The 24,222-nt window shown below is 61.5% G+C and carries 22 protein-coding genes; 19 read left to right on the top strand and 3 right to left on the bottom strand.

Going from position 1 to position 24,222, the window contains the following annotated elements:
* Positions 1 to 78 precede the first annotated feature (78 nt).
* The gene (locus NW851_RS08980; protein ID WP_414332372.1) at positions 79 to 867 is read left to right on the top strand and encodes an amino acid ABC transporter ATP-binding protein; all 789 of its coding nucleotides are present in this window, start codon (positions 79 to 81) and stop codon (positions 865 to 867) included.
* A gap of 10 nt (positions 868 to 877) precedes the next feature.
* On the opposite strand, the gene NW851_RS08975 is transcribed toward NW851_RS08980, so the two are convergent.
* The gene (locus NW851_RS08975) at positions 878 to 1,783 is read right to left on the bottom strand and encodes a class I SAM-dependent methyltransferase (RefSeq protein ID WP_414332374.1); all 906 of its coding nucleotides are present in this window, start codon (positions 1,781 to 1,783) and stop codon (positions 878 to 880) included.
* Positions 1,784 to 2,038: 255 nt separating this feature from the next.
* Here NW851_RS08975 and NW851_RS08970 point away from each other — a divergent pair, with 255 nt between their 5' ends.
* The 11 genes from NW851_RS08970 (at position 2,039) to NW851_RS08920 (ending at position 11,641) form a co-directional block, all read left to right on the top strand.
* The gene (locus NW851_RS08970) at positions 2,039 to 3,439 is read left to right on the top strand and encodes an ABC transporter substrate-binding protein (RefSeq protein WP_414337896.1); all 1,401 of its coding nucleotides are present in this window, start codon (positions 2,039 to 2,041) and stop codon (positions 3,437 to 3,439) included.
* Between the two features lie 69 nt (positions 3,440 to 3,508).
* Positions 3,509 to 4,324 carry a tryptophan synthase subunit alpha gene (trpA, locus tag NW851_RS08965; RefSeq protein WP_414337914.1) on the top strand — a complete coding sequence of 272 codons (816 nt, stop codon included), beginning with the start codon at positions 3,509 to 3,511 and terminating at the stop codon, positions 4,322 to 4,324.
* A gap of 408 nt (positions 4,325 to 4,732) precedes the next feature.
* Positions 4,733 to 5,254, top strand: a complete 522-nt coding sequence (locus tag NW851_RS08960) for a phycocyanin subunit beta (RefSeq protein ID WP_304411987.1) — start codon at positions 4,733 to 4,735, stop codon at positions 5,252 to 5,254.
* 141 nt (positions 5,255 to 5,395) lie between these two features.
* Positions 5,396 to 5,884: a phycocyanin subunit alpha gene (locus NW851_RS08955; protein ID WP_414332378.1), complete on the top strand. Its 489-nt coding sequence runs from the start codon at positions 5,396 to 5,398 to the stop codon at positions 5,882 to 5,884.
* 298 nt (positions 5,885 to 6,182) lie between these two features.
* On the top strand, positions 6,183 to 6,452 hold the full coding sequence (locus NW851_RS08950; protein WP_414332380.1) for a phycobilisome linker polypeptide: 270 nt from the start codon (positions 6,183 to 6,185) through the stop codon (positions 6,450 to 6,452).
* A gap of 52 nt (positions 6,453 to 6,504) precedes the next feature.
* Positions 6,505 to 7,275: a HEAT repeat domain-containing protein gene (locus NW851_RS08945; RefSeq protein ID WP_414332382.1), complete on the top strand. Its 771-nt coding sequence runs from the start codon at positions 6,505 to 6,507 to the stop codon at positions 7,273 to 7,275.
* A gap of 46 nt (positions 7,276 to 7,321) precedes the next feature.
* Positions 7,322 to 7,963: a HEAT repeat domain-containing protein gene (locus NW851_RS08940; protein ID WP_414332384.1), complete on the top strand. Its 642-nt coding sequence runs from the start codon at positions 7,322 to 7,324 to the stop codon at positions 7,961 to 7,963.
* 46 nt (positions 7,964 to 8,009) lie between these two features.
* Positions 8,010 to 8,735, top strand: coding sequence for a phycobilisome rod-core linker polypeptide (locus NW851_RS08935; protein ID WP_414332386.1), 726 nt, complete (start codon positions 8,010 to 8,012; stop codon positions 8,733 to 8,735).
* Between the two features lie 142 nt (positions 8,736 to 8,877).
* On the top strand, positions 8,878 to 9,189 hold the full coding sequence (locus NW851_RS08930; RefSeq protein WP_414332387.1) for a DUF6825 family protein: 312 nt from the start codon (positions 8,878 to 8,880) through the stop codon (positions 9,187 to 9,189).
* Entirely contained in the window at positions 9,186 to 10,922 is a 1,737-nt protein-coding gene (locus tag NW851_RS08925) for an ABC1 kinase family protein (protein WP_414337890.1), read from the top strand. Before NW851_RS08930 ends, NW851_RS08925 begins: the two co-directional genes overlap by 4 nt.
* Positions 10,922 to 11,641, top strand: a complete 720-nt coding sequence (locus NW851_RS08920; protein WP_414332391.1) for a Stp1/IreP family PP2C-type Ser/Thr phosphatase — start codon at positions 10,922 to 10,924, stop codon at positions 11,639 to 11,641. The genes NW851_RS08925 and NW851_RS08920 overlap by 1 nt, the downstream gene beginning before the upstream one ends.
* 11 nt (positions 11,642 to 11,652) lie before the next feature.
* Here the strand turns inward: NW851_RS08920 and NW851_RS08915 are convergent, their stop codons facing one another.
* A complete protein-coding gene (locus tag NW851_RS08915) occupies positions 11,653 to 12,570 on the bottom strand; it encodes a histone deacetylase (protein ID WP_414332393.1) in 918 nt (305 codons plus the stop codon).
* A gap of 133 nt (positions 12,571 to 12,703) precedes the next feature.
* Here NW851_RS08915 and NW851_RS08910 point away from each other — a divergent pair, with 133 nt between their 5' ends.
* Together NW851_RS08910 and NW851_RS08905 are read left to right on the top strand one after the other, a co-directional pair.
* On the top strand, positions 12,704 to 14,542 hold the full coding sequence (locus tag NW851_RS08910) for a protein kinase domain-containing protein (RefSeq protein WP_414337888.1): 1,839 nt from the start codon (positions 12,704 to 12,706) through the stop codon (positions 14,540 to 14,542).
* Positions 14,543 to 14,545: 3 nt separating this feature from the next.
* Positions 14,546 to 16,885 (top strand): transglycosylase domain-containing protein, encoded by a 2,340-nt coding sequence (locus NW851_RS08905; protein WP_414337885.1) that lies wholly within the window; start codon positions 14,546 to 14,548, stop codon positions 16,883 to 16,885.
* Between the two features lie 281 nt (positions 16,886 to 17,166).
* On the opposite strand, the gene holA is transcribed toward NW851_RS08905, so the two are convergent.
* Positions 17,167 to 18,147 (bottom strand): DNA polymerase III subunit delta, encoded by a 981-nt coding sequence (holA, locus tag NW851_RS08900; protein WP_414332399.1) that lies wholly within the window; start codon positions 18,145 to 18,147, stop codon positions 17,167 to 17,169.
* Between the two features lie 859 nt (positions 18,148 to 19,006).
* Between holA and NW851_RS08895 the strand changes: the two genes are divergently transcribed.
* The 5 genes from NW851_RS08895 (at position 19,007) to cobM (ending at position 24,207) form a co-directional block, all read left to right on the top strand.
* Positions 19,007 to 20,401 carry an IctB family putative bicarbonate transporter gene (locus NW851_RS08895; RefSeq protein WP_414337882.1) on the top strand — a complete coding sequence of 465 codons (1,395 nt, stop codon included), beginning with the start codon at positions 19,007 to 19,009 and terminating at the stop codon, positions 20,399 to 20,401.
* Between the two features lie 173 nt (positions 20,402 to 20,574).
* A complete protein-coding gene (locus NW851_RS08890) occupies positions 20,575 to 20,913 on the top strand; it encodes a P-II family nitrogen regulator (RefSeq protein WP_011430352.1) in 339 nt (112 codons plus the stop codon).
* 134 nt (positions 20,914 to 21,047) lie between these two features.
* The gene (locus NW851_RS08885; protein ID WP_414332404.1) at positions 21,048 to 22,454 is read left to right on the top strand and encodes an ammonium transporter; all 1,407 of its coding nucleotides are present in this window, start codon (positions 21,048 to 21,050) and stop codon (positions 22,452 to 22,454) included.
* Positions 22,455 to 22,577: 123 nt separating this feature from the next.
* Positions 22,578 to 23,285, top strand: coding sequence for a 2-C-methyl-D-erythritol 4-phosphate cytidylyltransferase (gene ispD / locus NW851_RS08880; protein WP_414337911.1), 708 nt, complete (start codon positions 22,578 to 22,580; stop codon positions 23,283 to 23,285).
* A gap of 115 nt (positions 23,286 to 23,400) precedes the next feature.
* The gene (gene cobM / locus NW851_RS08875; protein WP_414337879.1) at positions 23,401 to 24,207 is read left to right on the top strand and encodes a precorrin-4 C(11)-methyltransferase; all 807 of its coding nucleotides are present in this window, start codon (positions 23,401 to 23,403) and stop codon (positions 24,205 to 24,207) included.
* The last annotated feature ends 15 nt before the right edge of the window (positions 24,208 to 24,222 follow it).

Genomic DNA, 24,222 nt, shown 5'->3' with positions numbered 1-24,222 from the left:
AGGCTACGGTTATAGCTCAGCCGGTTCTGCCATGGTACCCATGCTTGCTTTGATGAAATAAAAGGGATTTATCCGCCCATGAAAGGATCCCCGCGCATGATGTCTTCACCCTCCCTGCCAACCTCAGCCGGCACCGACATCATCCAATGTGAAGATGTTCACAAATGGTACGGCGAGTTCCACGTCCTCAAGGGCATTACCACCCGCATCCGTCGCGGCGAGGTGGTGGTGGTCTGTGGGCCTTCAGGTTCGGGCAAATCGACGTTTATTCGCACCCTGAACCGCTTAGAAGAACACCAGAGAGGACGCATTGTGGTAGATGGCATTGAGTTGACCAGTGACCTGCGCAACATCGACGCCATTCGCCGCGAAGTGGGCATGGTTTTCCAGCAGTTCAACCTGTTTCCCCATCTCACGGTCTTGCAGAATGTAACCCTCGGCCCGATTCATGTGAAGAAAATGAAAAAGGCCGAGGCAGTTGAACGGGCCATGGAGCTGCTCAGGCGGGTGGGAATCGCTGAGCAAGCGGAAAAGTATCCTGGTCAACTTTCGGGGGGGCAGCAGCAGCGGGTGGCCATTGCCCGCGCCTTGGCCATGAATCCGGCGGTGATGCTTTTTGATGAGCCGACCTCGGCGTTGGATCCGGAGATGATCAAAGAGGTGCTGGACGTGATGCGGGAGCTGGCCCGCTCGGGCATGACCATGGTGTGTGTAACCCACGAAATGGGCTTTGCCCGCGAGGTGGCGGATCGAATTATTTTCTTCGACCGCGGCAAGATCGTGGAAGAAAACACCCCCCAGGAGTTTTTCAGCAACCCCAAGGAAGAGCGTTCCCGCCTTTTTTTGTCGCAGATCCTTTCCCACTAAGGGGCTACGCTTAGAGAGGCGCAAGCCGTGCCAGAAAGGCTCCCTCCGGCTCTTGGTAGAGAATTTGTCCCTGCCAGCCGTGGGCGTGGGCATAGCGCAGCAGAGTCTCCGGATCCACAAACAGCCAGGGAAAGGGATCCCCGCGCTGCCCGTTGTACTCGGCCACAAAGTTCACCACCTTGGCTTTTGCCTCGCCCGCCGCTTTCAAGTCCTTCCCCTTCTCCCAATCCTCGGCTTCAGAATCGGCTGAACTTTCTACCTGCGGCAGATCCGCCGAGCCGCCATCTTCCCTGAGGTCGCTTAGATCGGTGGAATCCACAAGCAACTGGCCGGTGGGCTGAACCCAGTGGCGGGCCAAGGTTAAAAAACGCTCCAATCCCGCCAGGGATCCCACCAGGCCGACGCCGTTCATCAGCAGCAGCAGCGTATCGAAGGGCTCCTCCGGCCCCTCCCAGGAGAACAGGTCGGCGGCAATGCGGCAGCGCACCCCCCGTTCGGCCATGATCTGCAGAGCCACGGGGGAGCGATCCAGGGCGGCCACGGCCAACCCCTCCTCCTGCAGCAGCAGGCTGTGGCGGCCTGTGCCAGCGCCGATGTCCAACACCCGACCGCGACACAGATCCAAAGCCAGGGCCTCCACTTCCGGCAGCTCCTGGGTGAAGAACACCTCCGGCGAGACCACCTGGGGCTCTTCCGCCAGTGGGATCCCCTCGGCGCTGTAGGCGTGCAAGCGCAGGGATCCCCTGGCCTGGCCCCGGTGCCAGTCCCACAGGGCTTGCTCGAGCGGATCCTGAGGCAAAGGGTTTTCGACAACCTCTATCATGGGAAGGGAAAGCCAGCGTCTTGCCCCGATGTCGCATTGCTTGACGCCGCCGCTATCGTCCTTTTGCGATCGCTGCAGGGGTTTGGGCCCCATCTCTGCAGGCTAACCGGGAGACTGAGCCCCAGCGTACACCCAGAAGAGCCTCGGCAACCCCCTCTGTTCCTGTCTCCATTGTGGAGCACCTGGAGCGCCAATACCGCAACAGCCCTTCCTACCGGCCCGATCCTTCAGGTATGCTTCAAGAAAGCTCTTGAAGATCCTTGAAGAGGGGGGTTCCAGGAGCTTCCTGAAGGTGTGAGCAGTACCCCTGCTGCCCGGATTCTGCTGTTGTTCTCTTCTTTAGGGCCCATGGTTGCCAAGTCTCCGCCACCCATCGTCTACATTGCTCTGGGGCTCCTGCTCCTCTGGGGCGGTCATCGCGCTTGGCGGGCGGGCTACCTTCGCTGGCCGCCAGGGATCTCGCTGCCAGGGTTGGGCAGTAGGGCCCAGGATCTGCTCTTAACCAGCGGCGAGCGCACCCTCTTTGCCGATAGCAGCCCCGCCGCCGTGGCTGCCGCAGAGCTCATCCGCCAGGGCAATTTCAGGGCGGCGATCCCGCTCTTGGAGATGGGGCTGCAGAACAACCGCAACGACCCGGAAGCGCGCATTTTTTTGAACAACGCCCGCGCCCGGCAACAGGGCAACCCCTTGAGCTTGGCCGTGGTGGTGCCCATCTCCAGCAACCCCAACCGCGCCAAAGAGACGCTGCGGGGCGTGGCCCAGGCCCAAGAGGAGCTTTTCCAACAGGGGGGCCTTGGGGGGCGGCTGCTGCGGGTGGTGATTGCCGACGACGGTGATAACCCGGAGCGAGCGGCGGCAGTGGCCAAAGCGCTGGTGGGCCAGCCTGAGATTTTGGGGGTGATCGGCCACAACGCCAGCGATGCTACCTTGGCGGCGGCTGAGATCTATCAGTCTGCCGGCCTGGCCATGATCTCCTCCACCTCTACCAGCACCCGCATCAGCCTGCTGGGGAACGCCATCTTTCGCACCGTCCCCTCCGACCAGATTGCTGGCACGCAACTGGCCCGCTATGTCCTTAACAAGCTGCGCCTGCAGAGGGTGGCCATCTTCTACAACCCCAACAGCGCCTACAGCACCAGCCTGCGCGACGCCTTTGCCTCCACCCTGACCAGCGAAGGGGGGATTGTGCTGGCCACCTTCGACCTAACAGCCGCCGATTTCAACCCCCAGGCCAGCCTCCGGAGAGCACTGGAGCAGGGATCCCAGGCGGCTTTCTTGGCACCCACGGCTTCCGTAGCCGAACAAGCGCTGGCCGTTGCCCGCCAGAACGCCCTCCTCGGCCAACCCCTTGCCCTGGTGGGGGGGGATGTGCTCTTCAGCCTCACCACCCTCAAGGAAGGGGGAGCAGCGGTGGAGGGCATGGTGGTGGCGGTGCCCTGGCATCCCGATCTTCCCCGCAGCCGCGGCTTTGCCCAGAAGGCAGCCCAGATGTGGGGAGGGCAGGTGAGTTGGCGCACCGCCCTGGCCTACGACGCCACCCGTGTTCTTCTCCAGGCTATTCGGCAGGGATCCCCCAGCCGCAGCGGCATTCTCACTGCCCTCGGCGACTCCAACTTCCGCTTGCCAGACGGCGCTTCCGGGGAGGTGCGCTTTTTGCCCTCCGGCGACCGCGATGCCCCCAACGTGCTGGTGCGCATTGAACGGGGCAACCGCTCCGGCACGGGCTACGACTTTGTGCCTCTCCCCTAGGGATCCCGGCAAGCGCTACAGTGGGGGATGCTCTCAACTCTCTCCATCTCCTCAGCTCGGACGGATCCCATGCCCAGCCGGATCACCGCGTGTTTCCAGGCGCTGCGCAGCCGCGGCGAAGCCGCCCTCATCCCCTACCTCACCGCCGGGGATCCCGACCTGGAAACCACCTTTGAAGCCCTGCAAGTTTTGGATCAACACGGCGCCGATCTCATCGAGTTAGGGGTGCCCTACTCGGATCCCCTGGCCGATGGGCCGGTGATCCAAGCAGCAGCTGCCCGCGCCCTCAGGCGGGGTGTTACCTTGGGTGCCATATTGCAGGGCTTGAGGTGCCTCTCCCTGCAGGCTCCCCTCATCCTCTTCACCTACTACAACCCTATCCACCAGCTCGGCCTCCCCACCTTTGTACAGCAACTGCGCCGGGCCAGCTGTGCTGGCTTAGTCGTCCCCGACCTGCCCCTGGAAGAGGCCGGATCCCTGCGGGAAGCAACGCAGGCAGAGGGGATCGACCTCATTTTACTGGTGGCCCCCACCAGCCCCGCGGAGCGGATGCGCCGTATTGCCCAACAGTCCAGCGGCTTTATCTACCTGGTCAGCACCACCGGCGTCACCGGCGAACGGGCCACCCTGGAGCAGCGGATCCCGGCCTTGCTGCAGCAGTTGCGCCAATACACCTCCCTGCCGATCGGGGTGGGCTTCGGCATCTCCACCCCCGACCAGGCCAGCCAGATCGCCCGTTGGGGAGCCGATGCCGCCATCGTGGGCAGTGCCTTCGTGCAACGGCTGGCCAAAGCCCCCACCCCCGCCCAAGGGCTACAGCAAATCGCCCACTTCTGCCGGGATCTCAAGGCTGCCCTGCAGGGGATAAGCACCCCACAACATTGACAGCCGATGGCTTTGCCGCTAGCTCAAAACAAGGGAAACGAATGTTTACCTTACGACTGAAACAAATGTTTACATTTTATCCGCATCCTCGCCGACCCATTGCCCGCCCGCGGCCCCATCAGAGACAGGAGATCGGCGGCTGAGCAGGCAGCTCGGCGTTGGTTTATTTGTAAATCTTTACAAAACACTCATCCCTCCCGCGCTATAAAATTGACCTGGATGCTCGGCTGTCTGAAGGTCGCAGAAGTTCTTGACCTATCTCAAAATCTGGGGCTTCGGTGGGGGTAATCTGCTCCACAGGATCCCCGGTTTTTGGGGAAACGGGATCCCACAAGAGAGCTTGGGATTCGGCTTTTGAGAGGTTCAGCCAGTCGCTCATCGCTTTTTGGAAAGACCAGAAGGAGATCCATCATGCAAGACGCCTTTACCCGGGTGATCGCTCAGGCAGATGCACGCGGCGCCTTTTTAAGTGATCAAGACTTCGACCGTCTGGCGGCTTTGGTGGCAGAGGGCAACAAGCGCCTGGATGCGGTCAACCGCATGACCAGCAACGCCGCCCAAATCGTAACCAACGCAGCTCGGTCTTTGTTTGCCCAGGAGCCGGATCTGATCGCTCCTGGGGGCAATGCCTACACCAACCGTCGCATGGCCGCCTGCCTGCGGGACATGGAGATCATCTTGCGCTACATCACCTACGCCACCCTGGCGGGGGATAGCTCGGTGCTGGAAGATCGCTGCCTCAACGGCCTGCGGGAAACCTACATTGCGCTGGGGGTGCCCACCACTTCTGTGGCCAATGGTATCGCTGCCATGAAGAAAGAAGCCCTGGCCAAGATCATGGATCCGAAAGGCATCACCCCTGGCGATTGCTCGGCGCTGCAAAGCGAGGTGGCCAGCTACTTCGACAAAGCCGCTGCCGCCATCGTCTGAGGACGGCTGGGTTGTCCCTCTTCAGACCTGTTGAATCCATCTTTCTGATTGGGTAGGTGGAGATCCTCAAGTTGGGACGTAATCCGCCATTCCTGCAGAACGTTCGTTAACAACCAAATCGATGAATTTAGGAGTTGCAAGGTGAAAACCGTCATCACTGAGGCGATTGCTTCCGCTGACAATCAAGGGCGTTTTCTCAATGCCAGCGAGCTGCAGGCGGTCAACGGCCGTTACCAGCGTGCTGCTGCTTCCCTGGAGGCGGCCCGTGTCCTGACCCAAAACCAACAAACCCTGGTGCGGGAAGCGGTGCAGGAAGTGTTCAAGCGCTTCCCCTACCTGACCCAGCCGGGCGAAATGGGCCACGGCGATGTGTTTCAGGCCAAGTGTGCCCGCGATATTGGCTACTACCTCCGCTTCATCACCTATTCTCTGGTTGCGGGCGGCACCGGCCCCCTCGATGAATACTTGGTAGCCGGGCTGCGGGAGGTGAACCGCTCCTTCAACCTCTCTCCGAGCTGGTACATTGTGGCTCTGCAGTACATGAAGAACCGCGCTCTGGGCATGCTGAGCGGCCAAGCGGCCAACGAAGCGGCCATCTACTTCGACTACGCCATCAACGCCCTCAGCTAAGGGATCCCAGGGCTAGAGATCCCCACTTGTGGGGAGTGGACGATCTCTTTCTTCGTCTTCCAGTTGTATGTCTCTCCAGAGCAGGCGGGTCTGGCCCCGCGGTTTTCGGGTTGAGTCAGCATTTTGGCTCCTCTTCAGCCGAATGGGTTGGTCGCCTGCTCTTTGTCTTAATCGTTCTGGGCATTGCCCCATGGCAGGGCGGAGCAGCCCGCAGAAGCAGCCGATATGGCTTGTCGGGTGAAGGGTGGCTCCTGCCTGTGTTCTGGACGAAACCCAATATAGGTATCTGGGGAAAGCGATGTTTGGTCAAAGCACCACCGGCCCTGAAACCCTGACGGAAGCTGGCAGCCGGGTTTACAGAGTTGAGTACACTGGCCTGCTCAACCCGCCGGATGCCCTGGCCACCTCTGCCAAGGTGCGTCGCAGCACCCTGAGCACCACCGTTCCCTACAGCCGCCTGTCTGCCGAGATGCAGCGCATTCTGCGAATGGGCGGCAAAATCGTGCAGGTCATCGCTCTGGCGGGAACCGATGCCGCCTCTGCCCAAGGCAACGGTGCTGCTGAGTAAGGGCTGCGGACAGAGTTGCCCAAGGGTCATGAACAGCTCTGCAAAGGTTCGCATGGCATCCAACACGGCGGTGCTGCCGCAACAGCTCACTTGGGAGCAGGCGATAGCCCGGCTGCAGGGGGATGACCTGCAAGAGCGGTACTATGCCGCTTGGTACTTGGGCACGATTCGGGATCCGCGCGGGGTAGAGCCGTTGCTTTTGGCGTTGCAGGATGAACGGGATCGCACGGTCTTGGGGGGCTATCCGCTGCGGCGCAATGCTGCCAAGGCGCTGGGGCAAATCGGCGACGTGCGAGCCGTACCCGGCTTGATCGAGGCGCTCACCTGTACCGACTTGCATGTGCGGGAAGAGGCCGCCTATGCCTTGGCCCAGTTGGGGGACAGGCGAGCGGTGGATCCCTTGCTGGCCTTGCTGCAGTCGCGGGAGCAGGAGCAGCCCTGGGAAGCCCTTATCGAGGCGCTGGGCCAGCTCGGCGCCACCGAGGCCGAGGCGGCGATCCGGCCTTTTTTGAGCCACCCTTCGGAGCGGGTGCGTTCGGCAGCCGCCTGGGTGCTCTATCGCTTTACCCAAGCTGAGGAGCTGACCCAGGTTCTGGTGGCGCTGCTGGCTCACCCCAATTTCAGCCTGCGCCAGGCTGCTTTGTTCGACCTGGCAGAATCCGGCTGGGTGGCAGGAGCGCCGCTGTTGGCGACCGCCGATGTAGCCCTCAACCTGCGCATCAACGCTCTGAAGCGGCTGTTCGACGTGGCGCTGCAGTTGGGGCAGGTGTCGCCGGATCGGGCGGCAGCGGCGATCCTCCCGCAACTGGACAAGCTGTTCTAGTCGCTCTCCCCGGCTCCGGCTTTCGACTTCACTTCTAGCTCTGCCTATGTCCTCTTTCTCGGCTGCACAAGTGCTCCCCGCTGCTGTGGCTCAACTGGCCGCCGAGCTGGAGCAGGCCACCTCAGCAGAAGACCTGCTGCGGGTGGTGAGAGCGCTGGGATCCCTAGGCCAGGTGGAAGGGATCCCCCTGCTCATTCGCGCCTTTGGCTTCAACCGCCCTGCCGTGGGAGAAGCCGCCTTGGAAGAGGTGTTGCGCTTTGGGGAGGCGGCAGTACAGCCTTTGCTGGCTAACATCGATGGCTTCGACTACGGGGCGCGCGCCTATTCGGTGCGGGCGTTGGCCCGCATCGGCCACGGGGATGCCTATCCCTTTTTGGCGGAGGCGATTGTAGCGGACTTTGCCCCCAGCGTGCGGCGGGCGGCGACCCGTGGGCTGGGGCGGGTCGCTGCACGGCGGCCCCTCTCCGACCAAGAGCAGGCCCTGGAGCTGCTGCGTCAGTGCTTGGGCGACGCCGATTGGGGCGTCCGCTATGCCGCCGTCGGATCCCTGACGGATTTGGCTCGGCTGGGAGAGGCATCTTTGCGATCTGCCGTCGAGGCAGCCCTGCAAATGGCCTTGCAGGATGCGGATCCCTTGATTCCCCTGCGCGCCCAGTTAAGTCAGCAGGAGCTGGCAGCCGATCCATAGCCCTGTCCCCCTTTGTCGTCTCTTGTTTCTTCAAGGAGCACCACCTATGTCTCTTCCGTTGCTTGCCGATCGTCCCACCACCCAAAATGAGCGGGTGCCTCGTTACTTTGTGCCCAGCGACGAAACCCCGCCGGTCTATCGTCCTGATGACCCGACGGGCGTGGACAACATCATTCGCGCTGCCTATCGCCAAATCTTCAGCGAGCATCTGATGCTGGAGAGCTATCGACAAAAAGCTTTGGAGTCGCAGTTGCGCAACGGAGCGATTTCGGTCAAAGAGTTTGTGCGCGGCCTGGGCAAGTCGGAGGTGTACCGGGATCTGGTCATGGTTCCCAATGACAACTACCGCTTCATCGAGGTCACTTTCCAGCGCTTCCTGGGCCGGCCCACCTACAGCCAACAGGAGCGCATTAAGTACTCCATCATCGTTGCTACCCGTGGGCTGGATGGCCTCATCGACGCTGTAGTGGATAGCGAGGAGTACAACGCCGCTTTCGGGGACGATGTGGTGCCCTATCAGCGCCGTCGCCTCTCCGAAAAACCCGCTAACTTGGTGACCCCCCGCTATGGAGCCCGTTGGCGGGATGTCTCCGGCGTGAAGCGCTCGACCCGGGAAGTGGTGCGCACCTACCGTCTCACCCGCCCGCCCAAACCCGGGGATCCGGAAAACTTCCTCAACATGGCCCGCATGCTCAATCCCCAGCCGGCGGCGCGGCAAAACATCAGCGTCTTCGATCTGAAGATCCCCGACATGACCACCAGCCGCCGCTAGCACTGGACAAACTTTCCAGGACGATCCCTCGCGGGATCCGTCGGGCCGATCGATCCGATGCTGTTCGGGTAGGTCGGCTCGCGGCTGTGCTTGGGCAAGATTCGTTATAATTCTGAGTGATGCTTCTTAACACTTGGGTTGCATGAAGAATCCGGTTGTGCGGGCTTTTTTTGTTGGCAAAGCCGTAGCAGATGTTCTGCGGGAGCGTTGGGAGAGCGCCCTTGCCGACATTGCCGGAGAAGTGGGCAAGGTGTGGGCTGAGCTACAGGAGGGCTGGCAAACCTTTGCCCAGGATGTCATGACCCGAGCTGAGGCAGAAGCCTCGGTGGCTGCCCAGGAGATGGTGCCCCCTCCTTTCAAGACAGAAGATTTGCAGGCAACTCTGGACGACCTGCGGGCAGAAGTGGCGCAGTTGCGCTCCGAGTTGCAGAAATATCGGAGTCGAAACGCTTGAATGCCAGCACACTCCGATCCCGAACCTTTTTGGGATCCGAACCCGTCAAGCCCTATACCGCCTACCGTTGGGCCCGGGAAAACTACACCCGCTGGGGCCGCCTTCTGGATATTTGGCGATTTGTGCTCACCTGGCTGTTCTACCTCTGGCTGGATCAGCAGGCGTGGAGCTACGGGGGGCAGGCCACACCAGAGCGCAAGGCCAAACGCCGCCGCGCCAGAGCCATTTGGATCCGTGAAACGCTGCTCCACCTCGGCCCTACTTTTATCAAAGTGGGGCAGTTTTTCTCCACCCGCGCCGATCTCTTCCCCTCTGAATATGTCGAGGAGCTCTCCAAGCTGCAGGATCGAGTGCCTGCTTTTGGCTACGAACAGGTGGCGGCCATCGTGCAGCAGGAGCTGGGCAGGCCAATAGCCCAGATCTACAGCTATTTCGATCCCACCCCCTTGGCGGCGGCCAGCTTGGGGCAGGTGCATCGCGCCAAGCTCAAGACCGGCGAAGAGGTGGTGGTCAAGGTACAGCGCCCAGGGCTGACCCGGCTGTTCACTATCGATCTGGAGATCTGCCGCGGTATTGCCGAGTTTTTTCAGTACCGCACCCCTTGGGGCGGGCCGGGCCGGGACTGGATCGGCATCTACGAAGAGTGTCGGCGCACCCTCTGGGAAGAGGTGGACTACCTCAACGAGGGCCGCAATGCCGATACTTTTCGTCGCAATTTTCGGGACATGCCGCAAATTGCCGTCCCCAAGGTGTACTGGCGCTACACTTCCCCCCGTCTGCTGACATTGGAATACCTGCCGGGGATCAAAATCAGCGATTACGAAGCCCTGAGCGCGGCGGGGCTGAACCGCAAGGTCTTGGCCCGCTTGGGGGCAGAGGCCTATCTGCGGCAATTGCTCAAAGACGGCTTTTTTCATGCCGATCCCCATCCGGGCAACATTGCCGTCAAGCCGGATGGCACGTTGATCTTTTACGACTTCGGCATGATGGGCCGCCTGCGCTCCGATGTGAAAGAGAAGCTGATGGGCACGCTGGCAGGTGTGGTCTCCAAAAATGCCGATCGGGTGGTGGCCTCGCTGGTAGAGCTGGGGGTGCTGGTGCCCACCGCCGATCTGGCGCCGGTGCGTCGCTCCGTCCAGTACATGCTGGACCACTTTATGGATAAACCCTTTTCCAGCAACTCAGGAGCAATCTCGGTGGCGGCCATTAGCGAAGACCTCTACGAGTTGGCCTACGATCAGCCGTTTCGCTTTCCGGCTACCTTTACCTTTGTGATGCGGGCTCTAACCACGTTGGAGGGGTTGGGAAAGGGGTTGGATCCGGAGTTCGACTTTATGGAAGTGGCCAAGCCTTTCGCGGAGGAGCTGATGAGTTTAAACGGAACCGAGACCGAGACTCTCTTGGCCCAGGTTGGCCGCCAGGCGGCTGAGTTTACCAGCAGCAGCCTCAGTTTGCCCCGCCGCCTCGAATTGACCTTGAGCAAGTTGGAACAAGGAGAACTGCGCCTGCGGGTGCGATCGAGCGAGGCAGAGCGCCTGCTGCGCAAGCTGAACAGCACCGGCTTGGGGGTTATTTATGCAGTGTTGTTTGCAGCCTTCTTTCTGAGCGCAACCCAGCTCCTTTTGGCCGGACATGCTACCTTAGCCGTTATCACTTTGGTTTTGGCTGCCCTCGCTGCTCTTGCTTTAATCAGGGTACTCTTGAGGTTGAATCGGTCAGAGCGATTGATGTGATGCGACGATACGCCTGCGCTACGGATCCGGGCAAGGTTCGCAGCAGCAACCAGGATGCCTACTACTGCGATCCGGAAGGACGTTACTTCATCGTTGCCGATGGCATGGGAGGGCACGCTGCCGGGGCAACGGCTAGCTTGTTGGCCGTCGAGACCATCCGGGCCTATCTGGATCGAGGCTGGAAAAACGTGCCGGCACCCAAGTTGCTCAGCGAAGCGGTAGAAGCAGCCAACGAGGCCATCCTCAAGGACCAGCGGCAAAACCCGGAGCGGGCCGACATGGGCACCACCGTGGTGGTGGCCTTGGTGGATCCTAACAACAATTGCTGGAGCGCTCACATTGGCGATTCTCGCCTCTATCGCTTGCGGGGATCCGAGATGCAGCAGATGACGGAGGATCACACCCTGGTGGCCCGCTCGGTTCGCCAAGGGGAGTTGACTCAAGAGCAAGCCCGCGTCCACCCCTGGCGACATATTCTCGAGCGCTGCCTGGGCCGGCCCGATGCGGGGCCGCCTGCCGTGCAGCCGATTACAGTTTGTCCGGGGGATCGCCTGCTGTTGTGTAGTGACGGGCTCACCGAAGAGCTGGAGGACGAGGCTATCGCCGAGTATTGCCTGCAGGTAGAGGACTTGGAGCAGCTCCCCCGCAAGTTAATCGAGGCGGCCAAAGAGCGGGGCGGGCGAGACAACATCACGGTGGTGATCGCCGAATATGCCTAGTTGGCAGCCAGCTAGAGACGGTATTGCCGGTACACTTCGCCGGCGGCGCGGTGCAGCAGCGAGTGGCGGTACACAAGGCGGGCAAGGTCTTGGCCATAGCCGCCGCCGATGACGCAGGCGACCGGATGGCCCCGTCTCACGCAAGTATCCAGCACCTGCATGTCGCGGCGAAACAGCCCCTCGTCGCTGAGGGCCAGCTTGCCCAAGAGGTCTTCTGCGTGGGGATCCACCCCCGCGTCGTAGAGCACCAGATCGGGGCGCACCTGGGCCAAGAGATCCGGCAAGTGGTCGGCCAAGATTTGTAGATAGGCTTCGTCTTCCAGGCCCACCGGCAGAGGCACATCCAGGTCGCTCTGTTGTTTGGTGGCCGGGAAGTTGGCGGCGCAGTGCATGGAGAAGGTAAACACCCGCGGCTCGGAGCGGAAGATCCAGGCGGTGCCGTCGCCCTGGTGCACATCCAAGTCTACAATCAGAACCTTGTGCACCAGCCCCTGCTGCAGCAGGACTTGGGCGGCAATGGCCAGGTCATTGAAAATACAGAAGCCGGAGCCGTAGGTGGGAAAGGCGTGGTGGGTGCCGCCGGCGGTATTGCAAGCCAGGCCGTGGCGCAGGGCCAACTGGGCGGTCAGGACGGTGCCGCCCACGGCTCGACAGGTGCGCCGCACCAGCTCAGGGCTCCAGGGCAGGCCGATGCGCCGCTGCAGCTTGGCTTCCAGGGATCCCTCACAGTAGGCCCGCACGTACTCTGGCGTGTGCACCGATTCGATCCAAGCCAGGGGAGGCAGCTCCGGCTGATGCACTTGCTGAGAGCGGATCACCCCTTCCCGCAGCAGCAGCTCGTGCAGGAGGCGGAATTTGGGCATAGGAAAGCGATGGCCCGGCGGCAGGGGGGCGCTGTAGTCGGGGTGGTAAACGACGGGCAAAGACATTCAAAGCAACCGGATTGACGGCGGTGGGCATAGCCTATGACAGCTTCAGTGCTTATGGTAGAGGTAGCCCGCTCCTGTCAGATCCCTGCGGAAGTCTTGCTCTGTTCTCTTCTCTGGATTGCCGCGATTTCCTATGTTCACTTCCTCGGATCCCTTTTTGGATCGCCTCTTGGCCCAGCGCTATCGCCTCACCCATCTGCTGGGGCAAGGAGGCATGGGGCGGGTCTATTTGGCCCAAGATCTGCTCTTTGGCGGGGTGGAAGTGGCCGTTAAGCTGCTCTCCCAGCCGGCAATGGACGAGCAGGCCCGCCTGCGCTTCGAGCGGGAAGCGAAAGCCTGCGCCGCTTTGGGCCAAAAGAGCCTGCACATTGTCAAGGTGAGCGACTACGGCATCACTGCCGATGAGGTGCCCTTCTATGTGATGGAATACCTGAACGGCCAAACCCTCAAGGATATTCTGGCGGCGGGACCTCTGCCTCTGGAGCGCTTTTTTCGGCTGGCCCGCCAAATTGGCCTGGGGCTCAAAGCAGCCCACGAAGGGATCCTCTTGGAAGGGCAGCGGATCCAGGTCATCCACCGCGACCTCAAGCCGGCCAACGTGATCGTGGTGGCCGACGAGAGCTTGGGGGAGCTGGCGAAGCTGGTAGATTTCGGCATTGCCAAGCTGCTCAACACCCGTGAGTCGCTGAGCCTCACCCACGCCTACTTGGGGACGCTGGCCTACTCCTCCCCAGAGCAATTGGAAGGGTTGCCGCTGGATGCCCGCTCCGACATCTACAGCTTCGGGATCATCCTCTACCAGATGGCGTCCGGCCAGATGCCTCTCCAGCCCACCACGGAATCTTTCCCGGGCTGGTACCAGGCCCACCACAAGCAGCGCCCCCTGCCTCTGGAAGAGCTGGGACTGCCCGCTGGCCTCTCCGACCTCATCCTCAGTTGTTTGGCCAAAGATCCAGCCGCCCGTCCGCCCACGGTGGCCAATGTGTTGGCAGAGCTGGAGCGCATCCAAGCCGGGATCCAAAGTTCCGCCCCTGTTGCCTTTCCATCGCCAGGGATCCGTGGCGCCTCGCTTCGGGATCCTGCTCCTTTAGCCACAGCCGGCACGCTGCGTCTCAGGCCCGTGACAGGGGCCACTGCGGCGGAAAACAGGGGACCCCTGCGCCTGATCCCCTTCTTGGCGGGCGGGCTGCTGGGCTGGGCCCTCGTGAGTTGGGGGTCGGGGCGGTTTCTGCAGCGCCCTGCGCCTCCGGTGATCTCCGGCTCTCGCCCCTCGCCAGCTCCCACGGAGTTAGAGGATGAGCGCCCCGGAGCGGGTGCGCAGCCCGATACGGCCCCTGAACCTCTTGCTCTGGAGCGGGTCAACGGCGGTGCTGCCCAGGACGCCGGCAAGAGGGAGCGGGATCCGGCGCCGGAGCTAGAGCCCTACGCCAGCAGCGAGCCGGTGTTGCGCGCCTTCCCTCTCCAGACTTCCCGCGAGGTGGTGCGGGCCGCCCTGGGATCCCCCAGCCAGCAGGGGCGGGGCGCCTGGCCCAACACCGTGTACGACCTGTACCGCTTGGGCGGCATGAACTTGAGCCTCACCTACGACGAATCCAGCCTGGCGCTGCAACAAATCGAGGCCACCATCGCCGACGACGTGCCCGCCCCGCAGGCGGAAGGGCTGCTGGAAGACATGCTGCAGGCCCCCTTGCCCCCCCAGTTGCAGCGAGAACTGCAGGCGGTGCGGGAAAACCGTTCTGAGCGCGTCCAGTTCCGCTCCGGCTCTTGGTCTGGCCTCGTCGAGCGCACCCCCCAGGGCCACCTCTACCTGGCCGTTTGGGATCCCCCGCCCAGCCCTTCACCTTCCCCGCCCACCGTCCCCGTTGCCCAGCCCCGTCCGGCCCCTCGCTCCAGACCAGCCGCTGCCGGCCCTCGTCCCGGCCAGACCATGCAGGAGCTGCTGCGCCGTACGCGCGAACTGCGGGGAGATTGAGCCATGTCTGCTTCCGAAGACAAAAAGTCGCTGTTGAACACCGTTGTCCACTTCTTCAAAACCCTGGCAATGGGGCGGCCTTTCCCTGCTGGGCCCACTGCCCTCCTCAAGCCCCCCGACCCTCCCCCGCCCAAGCGCCCGGTGCGCCTGCGGATTACTTGGCCGGGAGAAGCTCCCCAGGTGTTTGTCCTGCAGGGATCCGACATTCTGGGTCGCAGCCAGACAGTGGCCACCATCCGCATCCCCGCCCCTGCGGTGAGCCATCTGCACGCCTGCGTTCGCCCGCGTCCGGGTTGGCGTCTGCCCGGCCTGGGGTGGCGGATCCCGTTGCCCCCGATTCTCTACTGGCTGGGGTGGAACGCCGGTCGCTACCAACTGGAAGATCAAGACTCCACCAACGGCGTCTTTCGCCTCAAGCCCTTTGGCGGCGCCGAGCGGGTGCGGCGGGTGATCCTGCGCCATGGCCAGCGACTCAGCCTTGGCCCGCCCCGGGATCCGGAGAGCGTGTTTATTCAAGTGTTGGATCCACCGCCGCCGCAGGTGTACGGGGTGCGCGGCTGCCTGATCCTGATGGCGCTCTTGGGGCTGGGGGCGAGGATTTGGATCGGCCACGAGTGGAGCAAGTTCTCAGTAGAACCGCCGCTCGCCGCCGATCGCAACCCCCTCATCGTCCTGGCCGGGGATCGGCAAACCGAACTGCGCCGCCACCAGGGGGATACCTACCGGGAGCTGCCCAACCTGGAGGCCTTCGGCCCGATTCTGCCCAAGGTGGTGGTGGCCGCCGAAGATCACCGCTTCTACTCCCACTTCGGGGTCGATCTGCTGGGCATTGGCCGCGCCTTTTGGGTCAACCTGCGCTCCGGGGAAGTGCAGCAGGGGGGCAGCTCCATCAGCCAGCAACTGGCCCGCACCGTGTTGCGCGACTACACCGGCTCAGGCAACACCTTTGGCCGCAAGCTGCGGGAGGCTGTTGCCGCCCTCAAGCTGGAGCGGCGCTACAGCAAAGACGAAATCCTCACCCTCTACCTCAACAACGTCTACCTGGGCAACGGCATCTACGGCTTTGAGACCGCCGCCCAGTTCTACTTCGGGATCCCCAGCCGCCAGCTCAGCCTTTCCGAAGCCGCCACCCTGGCCGCCATCCTGCCTGCTCCCAATGCCTTTAACCCCATCGCCAACTACGATGCCGCCGTGCGGGGCCGGGATCGGGTGTTGGATCGCCTCAGCGAGCTCCAAGTCTTCCCAGAAGAGGAGATTCGGCGGGCCCGGCGCAGCCGCCTCACCCTCAACCCCAATCTGCGCTCCCAGACCTCGACGGTTGCCCCTTACTTCTACAGCACCGTCTTCCAGGAGCTGCGGCAGCTTCTGGGCCAAGACCTCTCGGCAGAGGGCAACTTCATCATCGAGACCACACTGCATTTGCCCTACCAGCGGCTGGCGGAGCAGGCCCTGGCCCAAACGGTGCGCGAGGCGGGCTCCCGCCTGGGCTTCAGTCAGGGTGCCCTAGTCAGCCTCGACAGCCGCAACGGCGAGATCTTAGCTCTCGTGGGCGGGATCGACTACAACGCCAGCCCCTTCAACCGGGCTACCCAAGCCCAACGGCAGCCGGGATCCACCTTCAAAGTCTTCACCTACGCCGCCGCCCTCAGCCAGGGGATCCCGCTTTCGCAGGTGCTCTCCTGTGAGCCGCTTACTTGGGGCAACCTCACCTTTCAGGGCTGCCGCTCGGGAAGTGCCCCCATGGACTTGGCCCGCGGCTTGATCCTCTCCGAAAACGTAATCGCCCTGCGGTTGGCCCAACAGGTGGGGCTGGAGCAGGTGGTGGCCATGGCGCGGCAAATGGGGATCCAATCCCCCTTGCAGCCCTATCCTTCCCTGGTACTCGGCACGATGGAGGTGAACCTGCTGGAGCTGACCGCGGCCTTTGCTCCTTTGGCCAATCGCGGCCTTTGGTCCAGGCCCCACACCATCCGCCGCATCCTGGATAGCAGCGATTGCGCCAACCCCGACGACTTTCGCACCTGCCGCGAGATCTACCCAGGCCGCGAGGATCCCCGCTCGCAGCGGCTGGTTTTGTCGGCAAGCGTCGCCCAGCAGATGACCGCCGTATTGCAAGGCGTGATCCGCTCCGGCACCGGCACTGCCGCTCGCCTTGGGATCGGAGAAGCGGGCAAAACCGGCACCACCACCGCCAACAAGGATCTGCTCTTTATCGGCTACACACCCAACCCGCCTCTGGTAACCGGCATTTGGCTGGGCAATGATGACTCCAGCCCAACGCGAGGGAGTAGCGGCATCGCCGCTCAAACTTGGGGAAGTTACATGAGGCAAGTCATTCAATAGCTCGCCAAAGCCAATCAGACAACTCCACATCCCGACAACTCGACAAATAGACGCTTTGCCTCCCTCACCCCCAGCCCTCACCCCCGGCCCCTCTCCCAGAGGGAGAGGGGAGTTAGAGCGGCGCGTCCGCGACAGCGTTGCGGAGCGATAACGACGTAGAGAAACGTTTCATTGCTATTTGAAATGGCTATAAGCTGGAAAAGGCTGTAACCTAAGCCGATTAAGTCTTCGGGCTGTTGTCAGAACTGTCTCTGAAGTCCGAGTAACAGAAACGGGGAAGATCAGCAGGATTTGCGGAGAATGGTCGCGATCTGGATTAGGGCTTCTTGAAACACCTCTCGCTCTGGCTGACCTTGCTTGAGCTGGTATTCCAGTTGCAAAAGTTGCTGCATTGCCTTCAGCAGAGCTGCGCTTTCCAGGGATCCCACCTCTTTCTGTAAAAAGTAAACTCGGTTGGGGTTGGCGATCTCTGCTTTTTGGGCGATGACTTTGGGATCCCGTTCTCCCTCCTCCAGCAGCAGCCGTACCCACAGCCAGGTGCGGAATTGGCCCACCAACACTGCCAGGATCTTCAGGGCCGGCTCGTTGTGATCCAGCAGATGGGCCAGGATGGGCAGGGCCTGATCCAAGTTGCCCTGGCGCAGGGCGGCCGCCAGTTGAAAGCTGTTGTAGGCGCTGGCGGGAACCAAGGCCTCGATTTGCTCAGGGGAGATGGGATCCTCTTGAGCGGCTGTAAACAGAGCCAGCTTTTCCAATTCCATCGCCAAGCGGCGGGAGTCGTTGCCCACCGCCTCGGCCAACTTCTGGGCTGCCGCCGGGCTGAGCTTGAGATGCCGTTGCCGGGCTTCGCTGTATACCTGTCTAAGAATGCCCTCTTCATCCCAGGGAGGCAGTTGGGGAAACTCGCGGACGATGGCCACTTTCTTGAGGATTTTGGTGGATTTGAGGCGTCCGTCCGGCTTGCTGCTGCTGGTTAACAGCAAATGTGTCGTGGGGGGCAACTGGGCCAGGGTGCGCTCCACTGCTTCCCACAGCTCTTCCGGGCAATGTTGGGTGAGTGTCGTCTCCTCCAGCCAAACCAGGCGGGCGTTGGATCCCAGGGGCGGCGTCATGGCCTGGCTGAGGCCGACAAGCGTCGATTCCGGTGGCAGGCGATCGTAATTAAAAGCAGCCCAATCGGGATCCAGCACTTGATCCCGCAACTGCTGCACCGCCTGCATCAGCCGATAGGTGTCATCTCCCCAGTAAAGGTAGACGGGCATAATACCCTAGCCCCCTCATCAACGCTCTGGCTGGATCCCTGGCCAACCTGTTTGATTGAGGCGGCTGCAGATCCCAGCAAGTTGCTCAGCCTCCGCAGAGCCGCCACTGCAACTGGTCTCCAGCCCTTTTCCGTGGTTTCTCTAGGCGTTATTTTACGTAAATCAACGCGCATGCTCCCGCCCTTTGTCCGGGATCCCCCAGAAAAAACCGGGCCAGGTTCAAGCCTCTTCCCTCTCTCTGAAAAAAGGTGCCAGCTTTGCATGATCTTTGATTTGGCCCTAGCTTGGCAAATTCTGTGTTCCCACTGAAGAAAGATCATCAATCTTCTCCTAGATTGAGCTTAGGGATAGGCATCGGGAGGGGGTTGCGAACGATGGACACCATTGGCGAACTGGAGTTCAAGGTACAGGTTCTGGCTCGCTGCCTGGGATCTGCTTTGGGTTTAGGCCGTCCTACCCGTGTTCAGATTCATTATTGCGATCCTCAAACCTTGAATGCAGACAAATCGGGATCGGTGATTTCTCCTTTCGATTCCCCAAGAAGTTAAGGGATCTCAGTTTCGCCCGTTGGCCTCGGTTGCCTAAGTGATGTTTCGAGCTTGGTCTCGACAAGGCTATCAAAATCTCTGGATACCTCTCGGCCAAAAAGAGACGGGTGGGCAGTTTAATGGGGGGATAATTCCCCCCAAATTTGTTTCGTCTTGGGCTGCCTCTAAAACAACCAGTCCTGAAGCCAAGCCCAGGAAGAAAAGATTAGCCTTCTAGAAAGGGGATCCCTCTTGCCTTCCCGCCCTTGCTCCTGTCCGCTGGGGATATAAACTCGGAAGATGAGCTGAAGCCTAGGGTGTTGGAAGGAGTCATGCAACGAGCAACGCAAGCATGGCGCGGCCTGCTGCTGCGGGATTTCTCTATCGAGTCCTGGTGGCAGGGCAGCCTTTTGAGCCGAGTGTCGGGATCCCTGCGGCAGTGGGGCAAAAGCAGCCGGCTCGTCCAAACCTTGGATTGGATCGGTTTGGGCCTGGTGCTGCTCTACTGGTTTTTTTCGGCCCAAAGCTCCACCGGCATCCTAGGTCTGATTTTGCTGGCTATGGCGGCGCTTGTGGTCTTGGGCTGGCTGGTGGAAACCCCGAATTGGCTGCCCGTCCATCTGCCCCTAGGCCTGTTTTGGGGCATAGCCACCCTGGCCACAATCCTGTCGCCGGTTCCCTATGCAGCGCGGGACGGCTGGCTGAAGTTGACGCTCTACCTGGCCGGCTATCTGCTGCTGCAGCGTCTGCTTCGCCAACTGCAGTTCCGGGATTGGATCGTCGGATCCCTGCTCTTGGTCAGCTTGGGGATGGGGGTCTATGGCCTGCGGCAATACTTTTACGGGGCTGCCGAGCTAGCCACCTGGGTGGATCCGGAATCGGGCTTGGCAGGCCTGACGCGGGTGTACAGCTTTCTGCGCAACCCCAATTTGTATGGGGGCTACCTGGTTCCGCTCCTCCCTCTGGGGCTGGCTGCCACTTGCATCTGGCCGGGCTGGGGGATCAAGCTCTTGGTTGGGTTTACAACTGCCGTCAACTTCATCTGCCTGATGCTGACCTACAGCCGCGGCGCCTGGATTGGCGGCCTAGCAGCGCTGGGAATGATGGCGGTGCTGCTGGCGCAATGGCAAACCCCCCACTTGCCAGCCCGTTGGCGACGTTGGACGCTGCCGGCTCTGTTGGGAGGGGGGGCAGCCACGTTGTTGCTTGCGATCGTAACAGTACGCCCCCTGCGGCTGCGGGCTCAGAGCCTCTTTTGGGGACGGCTGGACACCAGCAACAATTTTCGCCTCAACGTCTGGGCCGCCGCGCTGGACATGATCCGCGACTTTCCCATCTTGGGGATCGGCCCCGGCAATGTCGCCTTCAACCGCGTCTATCCCCTCTACCAGCGGGGCAACTTCAGCGCCCTTGGGGCCTACTCGGTGCCGCTGCAACTCGCCGTGGAGACAGGCTTCATCGGATCCCTAGCTTTTGCCTGGTTTTTGCTGGTGCTCTGGGATCACGGCTGGAGAGGCTGGAACACTTTGCTCAGCTCCCGGGATCCCGAGGGCCTGTGGGTGGCAGCAGGCTTAGCGGCTTGCACCGGCATGATGGCCCACGGCCTAGTGGATACCATCTGGTACCGTCCCCAGGTACAAATGCTGTGGTGGCTGGCGGTGGCCCTCGTCACAGCCAGTCTGGGTTCTCCTCGATCCTCAACGGCCGCTGAAAGACCCAGCTCGTGAGATGCCGGCGCAGACTTCTTAGAGTGGCCCGGGCTTGGCCTTCTGGTCTTGACGAGAGCAAATCTAGAGTGGTAGGCATTCTCAGTAGAGGAACGAAAATGTATCTAGATTTACAATTTGCAGGTTTTAGTAGTGTTAGAAATTAGCGGAATTGCTGGGGATATGGGAGGCCAATGAAAAAGATCGAAGCTGTAATTCGGCCCTTCAAGCTAGATGAGGTGAAAATTGCCCTGGTCAACGCCGGCATCGTCGGCATGACGGTGAGCGAAGTGCGGGGTTTTGGTCGACAAAAGGGACAGACCGAGCGCTATCGGGGATCCGAGTACACGGTAGAGTTCCTGCAAAAACTGAAGGTGGAGATCGTGGTCGAAGATGACCTGGTGGATACGGTGGTCGAGAAGCTGATCGCGGCGGCTCGCACCGGCGAAATCGGGGACGGCAAGATTTTCATCAGCCCTGTCGAGAAAACCATTCGCATCCGCACCGGCGAACTCAACCAGGACGCCCTGTAGAGAAGGTGAAGGTCTTGGAGCCTGGGTAGCTCGACCCGAGTCCCAGGCTGGCTTGCAGTGGGCAAATGAGGGATTTTTGCCCTATCTACTAGTGCGTTGTGAAAAGTACCGTCACTTTAGGTAAGTCGAAAAGCATGTCTACAACGATGATCCAAAAGCATAAGAACCCGCTACCTCAGCGGCTTGGGCGACTGGCCAAGTGGAGTCTAACTGCTGCTCTGACGATTTCGCTGGTTTTCCTATTGGGCCAGGGGAGTGCCTTCGCCCAGGACGCGGAAGTCGTACAGGAACATGCTGACATTGTCTGGACGCTGGTGGGGGCAGCCTTGGTGTTCTTCATGCAGGCGGGGTTCGCCATGGTGGAGACGGGCTTTACCCGCGCCAAAAATGCCGCCAACATCATGATGAAAAACCTGATGGACTTTTGCATGGGCTGTTGCGCCTTTTGGTTCATCGGGTTTGGCCTGATGTTTGGAGAAAATACTGGCTTCTTTGGCAGGAGCTGGTTTGCTTTCAGTTGGCAGCAAGCCCACGAAGCAGGGGATTGGCCCTTCACCTTCTTTGTCTTCCAGATGGTGTTTGCCGCCACCGCTGCCACCATTGTTTCCGGGGCCATGGCGGAGCGCACCAAGTTCGTGGCCTACCTCATCTACTCTGTCGTCATCTCTGGGCTGATCTACCCCATCTCGGGGGGCTGGGCCTGGAATGGTCTCTTCGGCGACTACAACGGTGGCACTAGCGGCTGGCTGGAAAATCTGGGCTTCATCGACTTTGCCGGTTCGGGCGTAGTGCATTTGGTGGGGGGCGCTTCCGCCTTGGCCGGGGCCATGGTGCTTGGCCCTCGCATCGGCAAGTACGGCCCCAACGGCGAGCCGCGGGCGATTCCCGGCCACAACCTGCCCCTAGGGATGCTGGGAGTGTTTATCCTCACCTTGGGTTGGATTGGGTTCAACGCTGGCTCGACCACAGCCGCCAGCCCCGATATCGGCTGGATTGCCATGAACACGCTGCTAGCCGCTTCGGCAGGGGCCATTGGGGCGATGATCACCTGCTGGGCGCATTTTGGCAAGCCGGATATGACCTTTGCCGCCAACGGGGTGCTGGCCGGCTTGGTAGGGATCACCGCTCCTTGCAACACTGTCCACCCTCTGGGAGCTTTGATCATCGGTTCGGTGGCCGGGATCCTGGTGGTCATCTCGGCGGTGATTCTGGATACGGTGCTGAAGATTGACGACCCGGTGGGCGCCGTTTCGGTACACGGCACCTGCGGTATTTGGGGGGTGTTGGCAGCAGGGATCCCTTGGTTTGCCCACGCCGATTCAGGGGTGACCTGGGCGCAATTTGGGGTACAAGTTGTGGGCGCTCTAGCCTATTTCTTCTGGCCTTTCCTCACCTGCTTGATCCTGTTTTTGATCCTCAAGGCAACCGTTGGCCTGCGCACCAGTGCCGAAGAGGAGCTGGCCGGCTTGGATGTGGGCGAGCATGGTAACGTGGCCTACCCGGATTTTGTGATTGCTTCCGCCGAGTTGGACCAACCTTGAGGCGGCACCCCGGCTCTGAGGGGGATCCAGCGGCACCAATCGCCACTGTCAACGATGAGGAGGGCCAAGCCTGGCCCTCCCTGGCTGTAAACTGGGATGCGGTTGGATGCACTTTTGGATCCCATGCACCTGTTGATCCCGGCGGCCGGGAGTGGCAAGCGGATGGGGGCGGCGGTCAACAAGCTGTTGCTGCCGCTTTTGGGCCAGCCCATCTTGGCTTGGACGTTGCAGGCGGCGGATCGGGCCGGTTCTATTGAGTGGATCGGCATTCTCTCCCAGCCCGGCGATTGGCCGGCCATGGAGCAGATCCTGGCGTCCATCGAGCTGTCCACGCCGGTGCAGCTTCTGCAAGGAGGGGCGACGCGGCAGGAGTCGGTTTACAGGGGGGTGGAGTATCTCTATGGGTTGGGAACGGTGGAGCGGGTGCTGATCCACGATGGAGCCCGCTGCTTGGCCACCCCTGAATTGTTCGATCGCTGCAGCGCCGCTCTGGAGCAGGTGGACGGCTTGATTGCGGCGATCCCTGTCAAGGATACGATCAAAGTCACCGAGACCGGCCCCAAGGGGATCCAAATCCAATCGACACCGGAGCGCAGCCGGCTGTGGGCAGCTCAGACACCGCAGGGGTTTCGCCTGTCGCTCTTGTGGCAAGCCCATCGGGAGGCGCTGGCCCAGGGGTGGCAGGTAACCGATGACGCAGCCCTGTTCGAGAAGCTGGGTTGGCCGGTTTACATCGTGGAAGGGGAGGAGTCTAACCTGAAGTTAACCACCCCCTGGGATCTGGTGCTGGCCGAGCAAATTCTACAGCAGCGCCTTGAGCTGGCGCGTTAGCTTAATCCCTTACTCTCTGTCGCCCTCACCCCCAACCCCTCTCCCAAAAGGAGAGGGGAGTTTTGGGGGATCGGCTGCTGTTAGGATGCAGGCTGCTGGGGCGAGAGGAGAGCAGATGAGCGAGGAGACTTCGTCCTACTGGCCTGTGCACATTGTCGGCGCCGGCCCCGGGGATCCCGAGCTGATTACCCTGCGGGGCCAGAGAGTGCTCGCGGAAGCAGATGTAGTATTCTACACAGGCTCTTTGGTGCCGGAGGGGCTGCTGACCCATTGTCGCCCTGGGGTGGAGGCCATCGATACACGCGCTTTCACCTTGGAAACGCTGCTGCCCCAGATGGTGGAGCGGGTCAAGGCAGGGCGGCGGGTGGTGCGGCTGCAGGATGGGGATCCGTCTCTTTACGGCGCTCTGCACGAGTTGCTGATTCGGCTGGCGGAGGCCGGGATCCCGTTTGAGATCGTGCCGGGGGTGAGCGCCTTTCAACTGGCAGCCGCCCGTCTGCAGGTGGAGCTAACGGTGCCGGAGCTGGTGCAGACGATCATCCTCACCCGCGCCAGTGGCCGGACGCGTGTGCCGGCAGCGGAAGCCCTGGCCAGTCTGGCGGCCCACCGCGCCTCTTTGTGTCTGTATCTGAGCGCCCGCCATGTGGAACAGGCCCAGGCGGATCTAATGACCCACTATCCCGCCGATACCCCTGTGGCCATTTGCTACCGTCTGGGCTGGCCGGACGAGCGAATCTGGCTGGGATCCCTGGCGGAGATGGCGGCCCTCACCCGGCAAGCCAGCCTGGAACGCACCGTGCTCTACCTCATCAGTCCCGCCCTACGGGGCTTGGCAGGAGCCGGCTCGGCCCGCTCGCGGCTCTACAGCCCTGACCACGCCCACCTCTTCCGCCCCAAAATTGGCCGGCGGGCCCATTTGTAACAGACTCTTTCAGTA

This window comes from Synechococcus sp. H55.7, from assembly GCF_047462395.1.
Lineage (GTDB): Bacteria > Cyanobacteriota > Cyanobacteriia > Thermostichales > Thermostichaceae > Thermostichus.
The sequence above is the reverse complement of the archived record's forward strand: the minus strand, read 5'-3'. Positions and strand labels throughout refer to the sequence as shown.